The sequence below is a fragment of the Burkholderia sp. LMU1-1-1.1 genome (assembly GCF_040675865.1).
Lineage (GTDB): Bacteria > Pseudomonadota > Gammaproteobacteria > Burkholderiales > Burkholderiaceae_D > Rugamonas.
In genome coordinates this window covers 22,496-37,494 of the sequence record NZ_JBEGHG010000020.1, presented here as the reverse complement: position 1 = coordinate 37,494, position 14,999 = coordinate 22,496, and the positions used below count along the sequence as shown (strand labels likewise).

15 protein-coding genes are annotated in these 14,999 nt (G+C 62.7%); 11 read left to right on the top strand and 4 right to left on the bottom strand.

The window, feature by feature from the left end:
• Window positions 1–157: 157 nt before the first annotated feature.
• From ugpQ to MRBLMU1_RS17550, 7 genes are all read left to right on the top strand, one after another.
• Window positions 158–910, top strand: a complete 753-nt coding sequence (gene ugpQ / locus MRBLMU1_RS17580) for a glycerophosphodiester phosphodiesterase (RefSeq protein ID WP_363503662.1) — start codon at window positions 158–160, stop codon at window positions 908–910.
• A gap of 81 nt (window positions 911–991) precedes the next feature.
• On the top strand, window positions 992–3,610 hold the full coding sequence (gene alaS / locus MRBLMU1_RS17575) for an alanine--tRNA ligase (protein ID WP_363503660.1): 2,619 nt from the start codon (window positions 992–994) through the stop codon (window positions 3,608–3,610).
• A 246-nt stretch (window positions 3,611–3,856) separates the two neighbouring features.
• On the top strand, window positions 3,857–4,084 hold the full coding sequence (locus MRBLMU1_RS17570) for a sulfurtransferase TusA family protein (protein ID WP_036623531.1): 228 nt from the start codon (window positions 3,857–3,859) through the stop codon (window positions 4,082–4,084).
• Between the two features lie 185 nt (window positions 4,085–4,269).
• Window positions 4,270–5,019: an electron transfer flavoprotein subunit beta/FixA family protein gene (locus MRBLMU1_RS17565; protein ID WP_363503658.1), complete on the top strand. Its 750-nt coding sequence runs from the start codon at window positions 4,270–4,272 to the stop codon at window positions 5,017–5,019.
• Between the two features lie 10 nt (window positions 5,020–5,029).
• Entirely contained in the window at window positions 5,030–5,962 is a 933-nt protein-coding gene (locus MRBLMU1_RS17560) for an electron transfer flavoprotein subunit alpha/FixB family protein (RefSeq protein ID WP_090315758.1), read from the top strand.
• Between the two features lie 75 nt (window positions 5,963–6,037).
• Window positions 6,038–7,828, top strand: a complete 1,791-nt coding sequence (locus tag MRBLMU1_RS17555) for an acyl-CoA dehydrogenase (RefSeq protein WP_363503656.1) — start codon at window positions 6,038–6,040, stop codon at window positions 7,826–7,828.
• Window positions 7,829–8,050: 222 nt separating this feature from the next.
• Window positions 8,051–8,281 carry a hypothetical protein gene (locus MRBLMU1_RS17550; RefSeq protein ID WP_363503654.1) on the top strand — a complete coding sequence of 77 codons (231 nt, stop codon included), beginning with the start codon at window positions 8,051–8,053 and terminating at the stop codon, window positions 8,279–8,281.
• A 3-nt stretch (window positions 8,282–8,284) separates the two neighbouring features.
• Here the strand turns inward: MRBLMU1_RS17550 and MRBLMU1_RS17545 are convergent, their stop codons facing one another.
• Window positions 8,285–8,647 carry a VOC family protein gene (locus MRBLMU1_RS17545; protein ID WP_363503652.1) on the bottom strand — a complete coding sequence of 121 codons (363 nt, stop codon included), beginning with the start codon at window positions 8,645–8,647 and terminating at the stop codon, window positions 8,285–8,287.
• 49 nt (window positions 8,648–8,696) lie between these two features.
• Window positions 8,697–9,680: a proline dehydrogenase family protein gene (locus MRBLMU1_RS17540; RefSeq protein ID WP_363503650.1), complete on the bottom strand. Its 984-nt coding sequence runs from the start codon at window positions 9,678–9,680 to the stop codon at window positions 8,697–8,699.
• A 167-nt stretch (window positions 9,681–9,847) separates the two neighbouring features.
• On the opposite strand from MRBLMU1_RS17540, the gene MRBLMU1_RS17535 reads away from it, so the two are divergent.
• Entirely contained in the window at window positions 9,848–11,950 is a 2,103-nt protein-coding gene (locus tag MRBLMU1_RS17535; protein WP_363503648.1) for a glycoside hydrolase 43 family protein, read from the top strand.
• Window positions 11,951–12,046: 96 nt separating this feature from the next.
• Here MRBLMU1_RS17535 and MRBLMU1_RS17530 read toward each other — a convergent pair whose 3' ends face one another.
• Window positions 12,047–12,643, bottom strand: a complete 597-nt coding sequence (locus tag MRBLMU1_RS17530; protein ID WP_363503646.1) for a glycine zipper 2TM domain-containing protein — start codon at window positions 12,641–12,643, stop codon at window positions 12,047–12,049.
• A 16-nt stretch (window positions 12,644–12,659) separates the two neighbouring features.
• A complete protein-coding gene (locus MRBLMU1_RS17525; RefSeq protein WP_363503644.1) occupies window positions 12,660–13,112 on the bottom strand; it encodes an NINE protein in 453 nt (150 codons plus the stop codon).
• Window positions 13,113–13,329: 217 nt separating this feature from the next.
• Between MRBLMU1_RS17525 and rpsP the strand changes: the two genes are divergently transcribed.
• From rpsP to trmD, 3 genes are read left to right on the top strand one after another with little or no spacing between them, the layout of a single operon-like run.
• The gene (gene rpsP / locus MRBLMU1_RS17520) at window positions 13,330–13,575 is read left to right on the top strand and encodes a 30S ribosomal protein S16 (RefSeq protein ID WP_019921707.1); all 246 of its coding nucleotides are present in this window, start codon (window positions 13,330–13,332) and stop codon (window positions 13,573–13,575) included.
• A gap of 14 nt (window positions 13,576–13,589) precedes the next feature.
• A complete protein-coding gene (gene rimM, locus MRBLMU1_RS17515; protein WP_363503641.1) occupies window positions 13,590–14,150 on the top strand; it encodes a ribosome maturation factor RimM in 561 nt (186 codons plus the stop codon).
• Between the two features lie 21 nt (window positions 14,151–14,171).
• Window positions 14,172–14,918, top strand: coding sequence for a tRNA (guanosine(37)-N1)-methyltransferase TrmD (gene trmD, locus MRBLMU1_RS17510; protein WP_363503639.1), 747 nt, complete (start codon window positions 14,172–14,174; stop codon window positions 14,916–14,918).
• Window positions 14,919–14,999: the final 81 nt, after the last annotated feature.

The following is a 14,999-nucleotide window of genomic DNA, read 5'->3' as shown; positions in this document are numbered from 1 at the left end:
TCAGGCCGCCAGTGTAGTGTCTGCGCGGCATTCGTGATAGGGTGGGAGTTGGTTTTATAACAAATATTTACCCCGCACCCCGCGCAGCCCGGGGTCGTACCCCACTGGGTACGACCCCTCTGGTGCGGGTGTGGGGTTGACGCCGGAGGTATTCATCATGTGGCCGTATCCTAAAATTGTTGCACATCGCGGTGGCGGGACGCTGGCGCCGGAAAACACGGTCGCCGGCCTGCGCGCCGGCCTGGCCTACGGCTTCCATGCGGTCGAGTTCGACGTGATGCTGTCGCGCGACGGCATCGGCATGGTGATGCACGATGCCGACTTCGGCCGCACGGTGGCCGGGCGCGGCAGCGTGCCCGACACCGACGCCGTCGAGCTGGCGGCGATGGACGCCGGCGCCTGGTTCGGCCAGCAGTTCAAGGACGAACCGGTGCCGTACTACACGCAATTCATCGATTACTGCAAGGCGCAGCGCATCTGGATGAACGTGGAAATCAAGCCGGCCGACGGTTTCGAGACCGAAACGGGGCGCTGGGTGGCCACCGTGACGCGCGACAGCTATACCGGCGAGATCGCCGCCGGCGACCCCGCCGCCATCCCCTTGCTATCCTCGTTCAGCTTCGACGCGCTGGCCGCCGCCCGCGACGCCGCCCCGGACCTGCCGCGCGGCTACCTGCTGGACCGGATTCCGGACGATTGGCAGGCGCAGGCGAGGGAACTGGGCGCCGTCGCCATCCACACCAACCACAAGCACCTGACCCCGGAACTGGCGCGGGCGATCAAGGCCGGCGGTTACGGCCTGTTTTGCTACACCGTCAACGATCCCTTGCGGGGCAGGGAGATCCTGTCCTGGGGCGTGGACGGCTTTTGCACCGACCGCATCGATTTGATCGGCCCGACGTTTTCCTGACAACCCCGCCTGGCAACCCTTCCGCTGGCGGGGTCATATATAATCAACCCTTTGCATTTGCCAGCTACCTCTGCTCACGACATGAAATCATCTGAAATCCGCGACAAATTCCTCAAGTTTTTTGAATCCAAGGGTCATTCGATTGTCCGTTCCAGCTCCCTGGTACCTGGCAACGACCCGACCTTGCTGCTGACCAACAGCGGCATGGTGCAATTCAAGGACGTGTTCACCGGCACCGACAGCCGCCCGTACACCCGCGCGACGTCCGTGCAGCGCTGCGTGCGCGCCGGCGGCAAGCACAACGATCTGGAAAACGTCGGCTACACCGCGCGCCACCACACCTTCTTCGAAATGCTGGGCAACTTCAGCTTCGGCGACTATTTCAAGCGCGACGCCATCAACTTCGCCTGGGAGCTGCTGACCAAGGTGTACGGCCTGCCGGCCGAGAAGCTGACCGTGACCGTCTACATGGAAGACGACGAGGCCTACGACATCTGGGCCAATGAAGTGGGCGTGCCGAAAGAGCGCATCATCCGCATCGGCGACAACAAGGGTTCGCGTTACGCTTCGGATAACTTCTGGCAGATGGCCGACACCGGCCCATGCGGTCCGTGCACCGAGATCTTCTACGACCACGGCGCCGACATTCCGGGTGGCCCGCCAGGCTCGCCGGACGAGGACGGCGACCGCTTCATCGAAATCTGGAACCTGGTGTTCATGCAGTTCAACCGCGACGAAGCGGGCGTGATGCACAAGCTGCCGAAGCCGTGCGTCGACACCGGCATGGGCATGGAGCGCCTGGCCGCCGTGCTGCAGCACGTGCATTCGAACTACGAGATCGACCTGTTCCAGGCCCTGATCAAGGCCGCCGCGCGCGAAACCGGCGCCACCGACCTGGAAAACAAGTCGCTGCGCGTGATCGCCGACCACATCCGCGCTTCGGCGTTCATGATCGTCGACGGCGTGATTCCGGGCAGCGAAGGCCGCGCCTACGTCCTGCGCCGCATCATCCGCCGCGCGCTGCGCCATGGCCACAAGCTGGGCCAGACCAAACCGTTCTTCTACAAGCTGGTGGCCGATCTGGCGATCGAGATGGGCGGTGCCTATCCCGAGCTGGAAGAAGCCAAGGACCGCGTCGCGCAGATGCTGAAGGCCGAGGAAGAACGTTTCGGCGAGACCTTGGAAACCGGCATGAAAGTGCTGGAAGCGCAGCTGGCCAAGGACAGCACCGGCATCGACGGCGCCACCGCCTTCACCCTGTACGAAACCTACGGCTTCCCGCCGGACCTGACGGCCGACATCTGCCGCGAACGCAACATCAGCTTCGACCAGGAAGGCTATGACGCCGCCCTGAAGGAAAGCCAGGAGCTGTCGCGCAAGGGCGGCAAATCGGTCAAGGACAGCAAGGTCGAATATTCGGGCGAGAAGAACAAGTTCGTCGGTTACGATAACCTGAGCCACGCCACCAGCAAGATCGTGGCGCTGTACACGGGCGGCACCTCGGTGAAAGAACTGACGGCCGGCCAGTCGGGCATCGTGGTGCTGGACACCACGCCGTTCTACGCCGAATCGGGCGGCCAGGTCGGTGACCAGGGCACGATCACTGCCGGCGCCGCCGCGTTCAACGTCGACGACACGCTGAAAATCCAGGCCGACGTGTTCGGCCACCACGGCACCTTGTCCGCCGGTTCGCTCAAAGTGGGCGACGCGGTCAGCGCCGACGTCGACCAGGGCAAGCGCGCGCGCACCATCCGCAACCACTCGGCGACCCACCTGATGCACAAAGCCCTGCGCGAAGTGCTGGGCGGCCATGTGGCGCAAAAAGGCTCGCTGGTCGACGCGGACAAAACCCGTTTCGACTTCAGCCACAACGCGCCGCTGACGGCCGAGCAGATCGCCGAAGTGGAAGCCAAGGTCAATAAAGAGATCCTGGAAAACCACGCGACCAAGGCGCAGCACATGTCGTTCGACGACGCCGTCAAGCACGGCGCGATGGCGCTGTTCGGCGAGAAGTACGGCGACGAAGTGCGCGTGCTCGACATCGGCAGCTCGAAAGAGCTGTGCGGCGGCGTCCACGTGCAGCGCACCGGCGACATCGGCCTGTTCAAGATCATCTCGGAAAGCGGCGTCGCCGCCGGTATCCGCCGCGTCGAAGCGGTGACCGGCGAGGGCGCGCTGGCGCTGGTGCAGTCGATGAACCGCCGTCTGCTGGAGGCGGCGGCCGCGCTGAAATCGAATCCCGAGGAACTGACCGCGCGTATCGGCCAGGTGCAGGACCACGTCAAGGCGCTGGAGAAGGAACTGGCCGCGCTGAAGTCGAAACTGGCCTCGGGGCAGGGCGACGAGCTGGTCACGCAAGCGGTGGACGTCAACGGCATCAAGGTGCTGGCGGCCACGCTGGACGGCGCCGACGTGGCCCGCCTGCGCGAGACCATGGACAAGCTGAAGGACAAGCTGAAGACCGCCGCCATCGTGCTGGCGAGCGTCGCCGACGGCAAAGTCAGCCTGATCGCCGGCGTGACGGCGGATGCCACGTCCAAGGTCAAGGCCGGCGAGCTGGTGAACTTCGTTGCACAACAAGTGGGCGGAAAAGGCGGCGGCCGCCCCGATATGGCGCAGGCCGGCGGTACCGATCCTAGCGGTTTGCCAGCCGCGCTGGCCGGTGTCGCCGCATGGGTAGGCGAACGTGCGTCAAAGTAACTAAAGCGGCTTGCAGCCTGCAACCACGGCTGTAATGCAGCACCGATGCGGCCCGCGTGTCAAGCGCGGGCCGCTGTTGTTTAAGCAGACTTATTGTGAAATCGCAAGTTCCCGTTGCGAACTTGCAACGCGCAATGAACTATTTTGGTGCAGCGCGTCAAGCTCCACAAATTGGAGTAGTATTGCGAAAGTGCTTAACAAACTAGCGGGTTCTTGATGACTGACACGATACTTGAAAACGAAATCATGGAATTCCATAAAGAACTCGACGCGCGCGGCCTGAATTGCCCGCTGCCGATTCTTAAGGCTAAAAAAGCCTTGTCCGAGCTGCAAAGCGGTGAAGTGCTGCGTATCATGGCAACCGACCCCGGTTCCGTGCGCGACTTCCAGGCGTTCGCCAAACAAACCGGCAACGCGCTGCTGTCCCACGTGCAAACCGGACGCGAGTTCGTCTTTTTGATGCAGCGCAAATAAGCGCCGCCCCTCCCTGCGTCACCCTTCCCTGTAGAACCGCCGTCTAGGAAAACTGATTTTTAGACGGTTTCTACTAGCGAAAAATCGCACGATCGTGCTTTAATTTCTTGTGCGCGGTGGATTTCTCATATAATCTAGCCCACATTTAGTCCCGAACATTTATACATTTTCCCAAAGGCATAGCTATGAAAGTCTTGGTACCCGTCAAACGCGTGGTCGACTATAACGTCAAGGTTCGCGTCAAGTCCGACGGCACTGGCGTCGATATCGCCAACGTCAAAATGTCGATGAACCCTTTCGATGAGATCGCGCTGGAAGAGGCGATGCGCCTGAAGGAAGCCGGCAAGGTCACCGAAGTGGTGGCGGTGTCGTGCGGCGTGACCCAGTGCCAGGAAACCCTGCGTACCGGTATGGCGATCGGTGCCGACCGCGGCATCCTGGTCGAGACCTCGGTCGAGCTGGAACCGCTGGCCGTCGCCAAGCTGCTCAAATCGCTGGCCGACAAGGAACAGCCGCAGCTGATCATCCTGGGCAAGCAGGCGATCGACGACGACTCCAACCAGACCGGCCAGATGCTGGCCGCGCTGCTGGGTTGGCCGCAAGCGACGTTCGCGTCGAAAGTGGTGCTGGAAGACGGCAAAGTGACCGTCACCCGCGAAGTGGACGGCGGCCTGGAAACCCTGGCGCTGACGCTGCCGGCCATCGTCACCACCGACCTGCGCCTGAACGAGCCGCGCTATGTGACCCTGCCGAACATCATGAAGGCGAAGAAAAAGCCGCTGGACGTGACCAAGCCGGAAGACCTGGGCGTCGATGTGACCCCGCGCCTGAAAACCCTGAAGGTCGTCGAGCCTGCCAAGCGCTCGGCCGGCATCAAGGTACCGGACGTCGCCACCCTGGTCGCAAAACTGCGCACCGAAGCCAAAGTCATCTAAAGGAACAATCATGGTCGCATTAGTCATCGCAGAACACGACAACGCCAGCCTGAAGGGCAGCACCCTCCACACCGTGACCGCGGCCGCCCAGTGCGGCGGCGACGTGCACGTGCTGGTCGCAGGTTCCAACGCCGGCGCCGCCGCGGCGGCCGCCGCGCAGATCGCCGGCGTGTCGAAAGTCATCGTTGCCGACGCCGCGCACTTCGCCGACGGCCTGGCCGAGAACGTCGCCGAGCAGGTGCTGGCGCTGGCCGGCTCGTACAGCCACATCCTGGCTCCCGCCACCGCCTACGGCAAGAACATCCTGCCGCGCGTGGCCGCCAAGCTGGACGTGGCGCAGATTTCCGAAATCACCAAGGTCGATTCGCCGGACACCTTCGAGCGTCCGATCTACGCCGGTAACGCCATCGCCTACGTGCAATCGTCGGACAAGATCAAGGTCATCACCGTGCGCTCGACCGGCTTCGACGCCGCCGCCGCCACCGGTGGCTCGGCCGCGACCGAGACCGTCACCGCCGTCGGCGATTCGGGCAAATCGAGCTTCGTCGGCCGCGAGCTGGCCAAGTCGGACCGTCCGGAACTGACCGCCGCCAAGATCATCGTTTCCGGTGGCCGCGGCATGGGTTCGGCCGACGCCTTCAAGGTGCTGGAACCGCTGGCCGACAAGCTGAACGCGGCCATGGGCGCCTCGCGCGCAGCGGTCGACGCCGGCTACGTGCCGAACGACTGGCAAGTGGGCCAGACCGGCAAGATCGTCGCGCCGACCTTGTACATCGCCGTCGGTATTTCCGGCGCGATCCAGCACTTGGCCGGTATGAAGGATTCGAAGACCATCGTCGCGATCAACAAAGATCCGGAAGCACCGATCTTCTCCGTTGCCGACTACGGCATCGTTGGCGATCTGTTCGAAATCGTGCCGCAACTGGTCGCAGAACTGGGCTGATACAGCCTGAGCGCACCCGAGCCACGCTGATCCGGCACCGCCGGATTGCCGTGGCTTTTTTCTTGGAGACATAAGATGCCCTATCAAGCACCCCTGAAAGACATGCTGTTCGTGATGAACGAACTGGCGGACCTGGCCGGCGTCAACGCGCTGCCGGGCAATGAAGACGCGACCCCGGACACGGCCGAAGCCATCCTGGAGGAGAACGCGAAATTCGTCAGCAACGTCATCGCGCCGCTGAACCATCCGAGCGACAAGGAGCCGAGCTATTGGCACGACGGCCAGGTGACCACGTCCAAGGGCTTCAAGGACGCCTTCAAGGCCTTCGGCGAGGCGGGCTGGCAGGGTGTGCAGCATCCGGTGGAGTTCGGCGGCCAGGGCTTGCCCAAGCTGCTGGCGACGCCGTGCATCGAAATGCTCAACGCGGGCAGCATCTCGTTCGCGCTGTGCCCGTTGCTGTCGGACGGCGCGATCGAAGCGCTGCTGACGGCCGGCAGCGACGAGCAGAAAGCCATCTATCTGGAAAACCTGGTGTCGGGCAAATGGACCGGCACCATGAACCTGACCGAGCCGCAAGCCGGCTCCGACCTGGCCGCCGTGCGCACCCGCGCCGTGCCGCAGGGCGACGGCACCTACAAGGTGTTCGGCACCAAGATCTTCATCACCTACGGCGAGCACGACTTCTCCGAAAACATCGTCCACCTGGTGCTGGCGCGCACGCCGGATGCGCCCGCCGGCGTGAAGGGCATCTCGCTGTTCATCGTACCGAAGTTCCTGGTCAACGCCGATGGATCGATCGGCGCGCGCAACGACGCCCATTGCGTCTCGCTCGAACACAAGCTCGGCATCAAGGCCAGCCCGACCGCCGTGCTGCAATTCGGCGACCATGGCGGCGCCATCGGCACCCTGGTCGGCGAGGAAAATCGCGGCCTGGAATACATGTTCATCATGATGAACGCGGCGCGCTTCGGCGTCGGCCTGCAGGGCATCGGCCTGGCCGAGCGCGCGTATCAAAAGGCGGTGGCGTTCGCCAAGGACCGCGTGCAGTCGCGCGATCTGGCCGGCTCGGCCGGTCCGGTGGCGATCATCCACCATCCTGACGTGCGCCGCATGTTGATGTCGATGCGTTCGCAGACCGAGGCCGCGCGCGCGCTGGCCTACGTCGGCGCCGGCATCAGCGATGTCGCCCACAGCCACGCCGACGCGGAAACGCGCAAGGCCAGTCTGGCGGTGTACGAATATCTGGTGCCGATCATCAAGGGCTGGTCGACCGAGATGTCGCAGGACGTTGCGCGCGATGGCGTGCAGGTGCACGGCGGCATGGGCTTCATCGAAGAAACGGGCGCGGCGCAGCACTATCGCGATGCGAAGATTTTGACGATCTACGAAGGCACGACCGCGATCCAGGCCAACGACCTGGTCGGCCGCAAGACCGTGCGCGACGGCGGCGCTGTCGCCAAGGGCATCATCGCGCAAGTGCGCGCGACGGAAGCGGAGCTGGCCGCCGGCGGCTCGGCCGACTTCAAGGCGATCCTGGCGCAGCTGTCGGCTGGCAGCAAGGATCTGGAGGCGGTGGTGGAGTACGTCGTCGCCAACATGAAGAGCGACATCAAGGGCGTGTTCTCGGGCAGCGTGCTGTATTTGAAGCTGGCTGGCATCGTGCTGGGTGGTTGGCAGATGGCGCGTGCCGCCGTGATCGCGCAGCGGAAGCTCGACGCCAACGAAGGGGACGCTGCTTTTTACAAAGCCAAGATCGCCACCGCGCGCTTCTTCGCCGACCACATCCTGTCGCAATCGTCGGGCTTGCGCACCGCCATTATCGACGGCAGCGCCGGCGTGCTGGCGTTGAGCGAGGACCAGTTCTAAGCTGGCATCGTTCGTTGACGTCAAATCTGACGTTGAGACACGTAGGGCGGATTAGCGCAGCGTAATCCGCCATGCATGCGCCGCCGACGGCTCATAAATGGCGGATTACGGCGTTCCGCCTAATCCGCCCTACGTGGAACCGCGGCTATGGTTTCTTCACTGGAATTGAATCCATTTTCGTGCGCGTTGCGTAAAAGGGGGATGTTTACAGTGAGGTCTGCCATGACATCCATCGTTATCGCTCCCATCAAAAATACCCGCAAAGCTTATGCCGTGAAACGTATGAACGAGGCTGCACGCCGCATGCTTCAAGCAAAAACGGCCGCCGAGGAAATCATCGCCGGCCACTGGGTGCTGGCTTGGGCCGTCGCCGCCGGAGCCCGCCCGTCAGCCCGCTCGGTCCGCGAGGCCGAGGCAGCCATCTCGACACTGGTCGAACTCCGCCTTCATTGATGACTAGAGCTCCTGGCCGAACATGATGCGATGGCCGTCGATGGTGCGAACGCCAAACTCGCGCATGCCCCACGGCTTGTCCGCCAGCGTCTGCGTGAACTCGGCGCCGGCGGCCTGGTACTCCGCAAACAGGGCGGTGGCGTCCGACACCGTCACATACCCAAACCACGAATGGTCGCCCAGCTCCGCCGGCGGAATGGCGTCCGTGCACTCGCCGAGCATCACCCGAAAGCTGCCACGGGACAGAAACGTCCAACCGGGCGCCGTGAAGTCTATCTCCAGACCAAGCACCGAAGTGTAGTAGTACGTGGACTTGGCCAGGTCAAGCACGGCAAGCGTGAATCTGACATGGGTGAAATCTGACATATGGGTCTCCTTATCGAATCGTTGTTGACGCCGTTACGCAGGCGCCGGCTCACGCCGGCGTGCCCATCACATCCACAATCGCCTGATACACCCGCACCGGTTCCTCGGCGATACGGTTGAGCACGTAGAGGAAATGCTCTTCGCCGAAGACCACGTATTCGCGGGTGGGGAAGCCGCGCGCCTTGAGTCCGGCGATGTTGTCGGCGCCCAGGCCGATCAAGGATTCGAATTCATACCAGCGCGGATCGATGCGCTCCTTCAGAATCAGTTCGCTGAGGTCGGCCTGGATCGCGCGGTCGTGCGTGGCGATCGAGCACTTGTGGCCGCTCAGCAGCAGTTCGCCCGCGTACCGGCGATACGCGGCCGCGAGCTCGGGGCTGTTGCGGTCGTAGGAGATCTCCGCCGACTCCAGAAACGCGCCTTTGACCAGTCGTATGCGGCCGGGAATCTTCATCAACTGCGGCAGGTCGCGCGCGGTGCGATGGCGCTTGGCCGGCACCGTGATGCCGACGTTGTGCAAGCCGTCCTCCTTGTGCAGCCGCGCATAGACGGCGTAGATGTCGTCGGCGCGGTCGGCGCCTTCCATCGAGATCATCACCTCGCGGTTGATTTCCGCCGCCGCCAGCGCCACCCGGCGCAGATTCCGGTAGCCCAACTCCAGGTCCACCATCGACCCGACGTGCGACAGGTCCAGCGAGATCGAGCAGTTCAGGTTGCGCTGGCCGACCGCGCGCGTGAGTTCCATGAACACCTCCGTCTCGGCCATCGCGAACGCTTCGTCGCGCACGCTCTCGCCCATGTATTCGACCGAGGCCGCATGGCCTTGCGCGATGATGCTCTCGACGCGCGCCAGCGCTTCGGCGACCGTCTGGCCCGCCACGTAGCGCTGCGACACCTTGTGCATGTAAGCGCGCAGCAGCGGGTCGTTGCAGAATTTTTCCTTGGCCGATTCGTCGAGCGCCAACGCGCGCAGCGCCGTCGCGGCTTGATCGACGAGGCCTTGCCATTGGGCGGGGAAGGTTGGTGCGGACACGGCGGCTCCTGATGATGGGTTGGACAACATTGTGTCACAGCCACCATGATCTTCCAAATGGCGGAGCGGGCGAAAAGTCGTGCTCCAGACCTAACCCCTGTAAAATGATTGCGTATAACATTTCGCAATGTGAATCACGGCCGAAACGCCGTACAGGAGGGGACAATATGAAGGATGCATCCATGGCGGGCGACCGAAAACTTCGCCGGCTGGCCGCATGGTTGGTCGGCGCGGCATGTGTGGTGGCTGCGGCGGGTCAGCAGTCGGTGCTCGCTGCCGAGCCGGCGCCGTCCATTTTCAAGGGCGCGACCTGGACCGCCGACAACGGCAATGGCACGTTCACCAATCCGTTGTTCTACGACGAGTTTTCCGATCCTGACCTGATCCGTGTCGACGACTGGTTCTATATGACCGGCACCACCATGCACGCGATGCCCGGTTTGCCGGTGATGCGGTCGAAGGATCTCGTCAATTGGGAGTTCCTCAGCTACGCCGCGCCCAAGCTGGATTTCGGCCCGCAGTTCCGGCTGGAGGAGGGCAAGGAGATTTATGGGCAGGGGATTTGGGCGCCCAGCCTGCGCTTCCATAACGGCACTTTCTATATCTTCACCAACATCAACCGCCGGGCGACACAGGTTTACTCCGCGACCGACCCGCGCGGACCGTGGAAACATCACGAAATGCAACGCAGCCTGCACGACTTGTCGGTGCTGTTCGATGACGATGGCAAAGCGTACGCCGTCTGGGGGCACCAGACCATGCAGGTAGCCCGCCTCAACGACGATCTGACCGACATCGTGCCGGGTTCTGAGAAAACCCTGTTCGACAAGGACGACGGCATGGGGGAGGGCGCGCACTTTTATAAAATCGACGGCAAGTACTTCATCCTCAGCGCCAACTATGCCGGCGGATTCCGCATGCCGGCCGCGCGCGCCGACAACGTCTACGGCCCCTACGAGGTGAACCGGGCGATCAGCGTGGACGAGGGCTTCGGCCTGGCGCGCGGCAACCGTATGAAGGACGCCAAGCCGCCGTTCGTCATCGACCGGCCCAAGCCTGGGGCCGGCGACGCCACGACGTTGCACCAGGGCGGCATCGTGCTCACGCCGGCTGGCGAGTGGTGGGGCTTTTCGATGATGGACTACAACTCGGTCGGTCGCCTGACCGCGTTATCGCCGGTGACATGGAAGGACGGCTGGCCGTACTTCGGCTTGCCGGGTAATCCGGGGCGCAATCCGCGCACCTGGGTCAAACCGAAGACCGCCGCGGCCCAACCGATCCATGTGCCGTACGAGCGCAGCGACGACTTCTCCAGTGGGAAGTTGAAGCCGATCTGGCAATGGAACCACGTCCCGGTCGAGAACAAATGGTCGCTGACGCAGCGGCCGGGGTTCCTGCGTCTGCATTCCTTGCCGGCGACATCGTTTTGGGACGCGCGCAATAGCCTGACCCAGCGTGCGATCGGGCCGGTATCGTCACCGACGGTCGCGCTGGACCTTGCGGGGATGAAAGAGGGCGACGTCGCCGGCCTCGGGTTGCTGAATCTGCCCTACGCCACGCTCGGCGTCGCAAAAACCGCCGAAGGCCTGAACGTCGCGCTATTCGACCAGATCAGCGGGCAGACCACACGGATTCGGCTGGACGCCAAACGAATCTGGCTGCGTGCCGACTGTGATTTTCTGACCGAGCAGGCGAGATTCAGTTATTCGGTGGACGGCAAACGCTTCATCGACATCGGCGGCGCCTGGACGATGGTGTTCCAGCTCAAGACGTTCCAAGGCGTGCGCTATGCGCTATTTCATTACAACGTCACTGGCGCGGAAGGTGGATACGCCGATTTCGACAGTGTCGACATCGCGGAGCCGATGCCGCGCGGCCTGATGCGTGCGATTCCTTTCGGCAAATCCATTAGCTTGGCCTCTTACAAAACCGAAACCGGCCTTGCCGTCGCTGGAGCAAAGCTGTCCGCTTCCGCGCCGACAGCGTTCGAGGTAAAGGATATGGGACTGGGCCGCGTGGCGCTGGCCTCGGGCGTGCGTTATCTGGCGGTGGACAAGGAGGGCGGTGTCAGCCTGCAGACCGGCGAACCCGGCGCGGCGCAAAGTTTCCAATGGATGGAAACGCCGACGGGAGAATTGGTGCTGATGTCGCTCGCGAACAACCGCTACCTGCGCATCGATCCGCAGACCAGGAAGGTGGTGGCGGACAGTCCAGGGCCGCTGCCGGACGGCAGCGATGGCGTGCGATTCATCTGGTCGCACGCCAAATAAACTCGGGGGTCAAGTCTGACATTCGGACACGAACACAACCATTACCTGGTTCAGCCCGTGTCCGAATGTCAGACTTGACCCCATTGGGAAGGCGATTTAGCGGCGGACGATGCTGCCGTTCGAGCGCTTGACTTGGTCGCCCTTCATCATGCCGGGATCTTCTTCGAAGGTGTAGCTGTCGTGCTTGCCGTCTTCGTATTCGACGTTGACGGTCCACTGCTTGCTCGACCGCGCATGTTCCTCGACCTTTTTGCCGGCGTAGGCGCCACCGGCGGCGCCCGCCACGGTGGCGAGCTTGCGGCCGCTGCCGCTGCCGACCTGGTTGCCCAGCAGGGCGCCCGCGACGCCACCGGCGATCAGGCCGACCGCGCCGCCTTCACCCTTCTTTTCGCCCAGCACGACCGAGGTGACCCGGCCGCAGTCGGCGCAGTTGGCCGAAGGCTTGGCCGCACCGGCGTTCTTATAGTCGGCCTTCGCTTGCGTGTTGGATTTGTTGAATTCGGACTTGGCGTCGCGCAGACATTGCATGCGGGCGCTCGATTCGGTTTCTTCGGCGCACAGTTTCTTGTCTTCCGCGTAGCGGGTGGCGATGCGCTTGGTTTCGGCGTTGTAGTGTTGCTTCGGAGTCTGGGCTTGCGCGGCGGACGTCAGGGCGGCCAGCGTGATCGCCAGCAAAATTGAACGATTGTTCATAGTAGGTCTCCTATTGTTAGCCATAAGCGCCCCCAGTGTACAGTAAGTCAAATAATCGTGAGATTGTGGCAATCAAGCTGGTGGCCCCGACCATCATGGAAGCGACCAGGATGATGGCCAGCGGCCAGCGCGACTCCGATCGCTTGTCCGACGTGGGGTTGAAGCGCGCATCCCACTTCTCGTCGGACATCAATCCCAGCACCAGCGCCTCGAGGAAGCCGACCAGTCCCGACACCATGATCGGCAGCACCTTATAGAAGCCGTCCGCGTCCGGCGCGCCCTTGGCGATCACCCAGGCCAGCGGCACAGCGGCCAGATGCGCCCATAGCCAGGGATCGCGCGGGCCGCGCAGATACAAGCGGTGCAAGCCGAGCCCGCCTAATAAGAAGGCCAGCAGGGCGGCGACGGTCTTGTTTTTGTGGCGTGCGGCAGGGGCGGTGGGATGCGCGGTGTGGTGCGGATTCGTCATGGTTATCGATTAAATAGCCGGAAAGCATGCAGTATCGGTCATAATACCGGCCCGGCCCACCTTTTTATCGCTGTGGCTATTGCCCCGTGCGCCGGAACGGGGGATAATCTTCGATTACCCCAATTCGCCCGATTATTTCATTAACGCTTGCTGCTTCGCGGCAAAGCGCGCTATAATTTGCGGCTTTTTCCGTCCTAGCACACTTTTTGGAAATATTATGGTCGTTATTCGTTTAGCTCGTGGAGGCGCCAAGAAGCGTCCGTTCTTCAACATCGTTGCAACCGACTCGCGCAATCGCCGCGATGGCCGTTTCATCGAACGCATCGGTTTCTACAACCCGATGGCGCAGGGTGGCGAAGTGCCACTGCGCATCACCGCTGACCGTCTGGCTCACTGGCAATCGGTTGGCGCACAACTGTCGCCTACCGTCGCTCGCCTGGTAGCGTCGAACAAAGCTGCTTAAGTCTGGCTGCTGGTTTGACCGATAAGAATGCATCCGGGGTGCAAGTCCCCGACGATCTGGCACAGGTAGGCTTTGTCTTCGGTGCTTACGGCGTCGCTGGCTGGGTGAGGATACGTCCTTTCTCGGAAGATGCGGATGCGCTCCTGTCGGTGAAAAACTGGTGGATCGACAAGCCAAGCTTGCACGAGGTCGATGTCAAGCAGTGCAAACTGCATGGCGGCGACGTGGTCGCGCAGCTGGTGGGAGTGACCGATCGGGACGTCGCAGAAGCGCTCAAGGGCGCCGCTGTTTCGGTTCCGCGCAGTCGTTTCCCGGCCTTGTCCGAAGATGAGTTTTACTGGACCGAGTTGATTGGTCTGGATGTAGAGAATTTGCAAGGTGAGCACCTCGGTACGGTGACTGACATGATGAGCAACGGTCCGCAGTCGATCTTGCGCATCACGGCGGCCGTGGCGGAAGGCTCCGATCCAGAGGTTGCGGCGCAAGAGCGCCTGATCCCGTTTGTCGAGGCGTTCATCATCAAGGTGGACAAGGCGGCCAAGAAGATCACCGTCGACTGGGGCCTTGATTACTAAAGAACATAAGGGCGGCCCGCCATGCAATTCGATGTCGTGACCCTGTTCCCCGAAATGTTCGCCGCACTGACGCAGTCGGGGGTCACCCGGCGCGCGTTCGAACAGAATAAATGTGGCTTGTCGTTGTGGAATCCGCGCGATTTCACCACCGACAATCACCGCACCGTGGATGACCGCCCCTATGGCGGCGGCCCCGGCATGGTGATGCTGGCCAAGCCCCTGGAAGCGACGCTCAACGCGGCGAAGCAGCGCCAGACCGATGCCGGTCTGCCCGCGCCCCGCGTGCTGTTCATGTCGCCGCAGGGCAAGCAGTTGACGCACGAGCGTGTCATGCAGCTCAAGCAGGAGCCCGGTCTGGTGATCCTGTGCGGCCGCTACGAGGCGGTGGACCAGCGTTTGCTGGACCGCTGCATCGACGAGGAAATCAGCCTCGGCGACTTCGTGCTGTCCGGCGGGGAGCTGCCGGCGATGGCCTTGATGGATGCCGTGATCCGCCAGATTCCCGGCGTGCTGAACACGGATGCGTCGGCGATCGAAGACAGTTTCGTCAACGGCCTGCTCGATTCGCCGCACTACACGCGGCCGGAAACGTATGAAGGGGTGGGTGTGCCGCCGGTGCTGATGGGCGGCAACCACGCCGAGATCGAAAAATGGCGCCGCCAGCGCATGTTGGAAGCGACCGCGCGCAAGCGCCCCGATCTGCTGGTCAAGGCGCGCGAGAGCGGCCTGCTGACCAAGCATGACGAGAAATTTTTGGCAGGTTTATAAAAACCTGTTGTTGTAGAAGCTTGCGGACATGTTGTCCGCGTGTTTAACCCCATCCTCTACTGGGCGAGTGTCTGAACAGCA

Coding starts and splice junctions, on each gene's coding strand:
- MRBLMU1_RS17550 (WP_363503654.1), top strand. CDS start 8,051: ATGACATCCATCGTTATCGCTCCCATCAAAAATACCCGCAAAGCTTAT.
- MRBLMU1_RS17565 (WP_363503658.1), top strand. CDS start 4,270: ATGAAAGTCTTGGTACCCGTCAAACGCGTGGTCGACTATAACGTCAAG.
- MRBLMU1_RS17530 (WP_363503646.1), bottom strand. CDS start 12,643: ATGAACAATCGTTCAATTTTGCTGGCGATCACGCTGGCCGCCCTGACG.
- MRBLMU1_RS17570 (WP_036623531.1), top strand. CDS start 3,857: ATGGAATTCCATAAAGAACTCGACGCGCGCGGCCTGAATTGCCCGCTG.
- ugpQ (WP_363503662.1), top strand. CDS start 158: ATGTGGCCGTATCCTAAAATTGTTGCACATCGCGGTGGCGGGACGCTG.
- MRBLMU1_RS17535 (WP_363503648.1), top strand. CDS start 9,848: ATGAAGGATGCATCCATGGCGGGCGACCGAAAACTTCGCCGGCTGGCC.
- MRBLMU1_RS17560 (WP_090315758.1), top strand. CDS start 5,030: ATGGTCGCATTAGTCATCGCAGAACACGACAACGCCAGCCTGAAGGGC.
- trmD (WP_363503639.1), top strand. CDS start 14,172: ATGCAATTCGATGTCGTGACCCTGTTCCCCGAAATGTTCGCCGCACTG.
- MRBLMU1_RS17525 (WP_363503644.1), bottom strand. CDS start 13,112: ATGACGAATCCGCACCACACCGCGCATCCCACCGCCCCTGCCGCACGC.
- MRBLMU1_RS17555 (WP_363503656.1), top strand. CDS start 6,038: ATGCCCTATCAAGCACCCCTGAAAGACATGCTGTTCGTGATGAACGAA.
- MRBLMU1_RS17545 (WP_363503652.1), bottom strand. CDS start 8,647: ATGTCAGATTTCACCCATGTCAGATTCACGCTTGCCGTGCTTGACCTG.
- rpsP (WP_019921707.1), top strand. CDS start 13,330: ATGGTCGTTATTCGTTTAGCTCGTGGAGGCGCCAAGAAGCGTCCGTTC.
- alaS (WP_363503660.1), top strand. CDS start 992: ATGAAATCATCTGAAATCCGCGACAAATTCCTCAAGTTTTTTGAATCC.